This window comes from Photorhabdus akhurstii, assembly GCF_018448925.1.
Taxonomy (GTDB): Bacteria; Pseudomonadota; Gammaproteobacteria; order Enterobacterales; family Enterobacteriaceae; genus Photorhabdus; species Photorhabdus akhurstii.
The window spans coordinates 1-1328 of the sequence record NZ_RCWE01000085.1 but is presented as its reverse complement, the minus strand read 5'-3'; the positions used below and the strand labels follow the sequence as shown (position 1 = coordinate 1328).

Sequence of the window (1328 nt, the reverse complement as noted above, 5' to 3'; positions counted from 1 at the left end):
ATGCAACGCATGGGCGATGTAGGGCCGATCCGGGTTGCCCTGCTCAAACGCGATCGCCACTTCGGTCCCCTGAATCAACGGCCAGTGAAAACCGTGCGTTTTACCGGCGTACGGGCGGGCTAAACGTACCCGCAGGCTTTCTCTGCCTGACGGCCACTCATCCAAATCAAAATCAAATTTGACGCGGTAACGGCCCGTGGTGTCGATATGGCCGTAAGCGTCGTTCGGCCAGTCGCTGGTCACCCGTGCCGGAATGGTACCGGCAATCACCGGCCGCGCTCGCAACTCCGGCCGGTAGCTCAACACTTCGCTGTACGGAATGCCGCTAAAACTGACCAGATAGTTGCTGTCACGCCGGGCGCTGCTGTGCATAGAGACAATCAGCACCCCCGCTTTTCCCACCGCGGCCGGTCTCTCTCCATCAAGCTCCAGCACTAAGCCGGGGACCAACTCCGGGGAGGAACTTTTGCCGCTGACAAGGTGCTGCCGGTACAGGTCGCGCTCATGGTGCAAACGGGCGTAGAATCCCGCCGTTTCCGGCGCCGGTTGGATCTGGTCTCCCTTCTCAAGAAAGTTATCGCCATAGCGATAGACTTCACCGACCATCGTGGCATCCCGATCCCGGCGGATCTGATATTGCAGGTCGTTCCCCGCTTCTCGATAGTTGTAGTCCCGCACTTTCACGCCTTGCGTCACCACCTGATGCTCAACGTGCAAGTCCCACACCGAATCATGGTCGCTATGATTCATGCCCGCCGGGTCACGTAACGGCAAGCGCACGTCGTACTGATAGTTGCGCTGGTTATCCCCAAACCGCACCACTTCAATCCCCAGACGGCTGTCCATCTCGAAGCGATACCAGATCCCCACTTCCGCCAGAATGCGCTGGATAAAGTCCAGATCGCTCTCCTGCCACTGCACCACCAGTTCCCGCTTGGGGTATTCCCGCGCCAGCGTGAACAGGAAATCCTGCCCGCGAAATTCGTGTCGGTCGCGCAGAACCTTTTCCACAATCTCCGGCACCGACTGGTGCTGGTAAATCCCACTGCGGCGGGTGTGGCGCAGCAATGCCAGATAAGGCTCCAGACAGACCTGATAGCGCGTTTCATCCGCCGAGGCGGCAATCCGGTTAAAACGGGTGATGACGCCGTGCACTTTACGCACCTGTGCCGGGTTTTCCGGCGCCTGCAAGATAAACGTAGCGGATTTGTTGAGCATCACCGCCGGGTCGATATCCCGGGTCGGGCTGGTGAAATCAATGGTGTAGCAATAGGGCGCGCACAGGCGCTCTTCGCCGGTGAAGCTGAATACCTCCAGTTCGGCGCCAC

At 59.2% G+C, this 1328-nt stretch carries 1 protein-coding gene; it reads right to left on the bottom strand.

Annotation, left to right across the window (positions count from 1 at the left end):
- Positions 1 to 1328: type VI secretion system Vgr family protein (locus EAE93_RS23825; protein WP_214040720.1), on the bottom strand; the 1328-nt coding region annotated here is incomplete at both ends.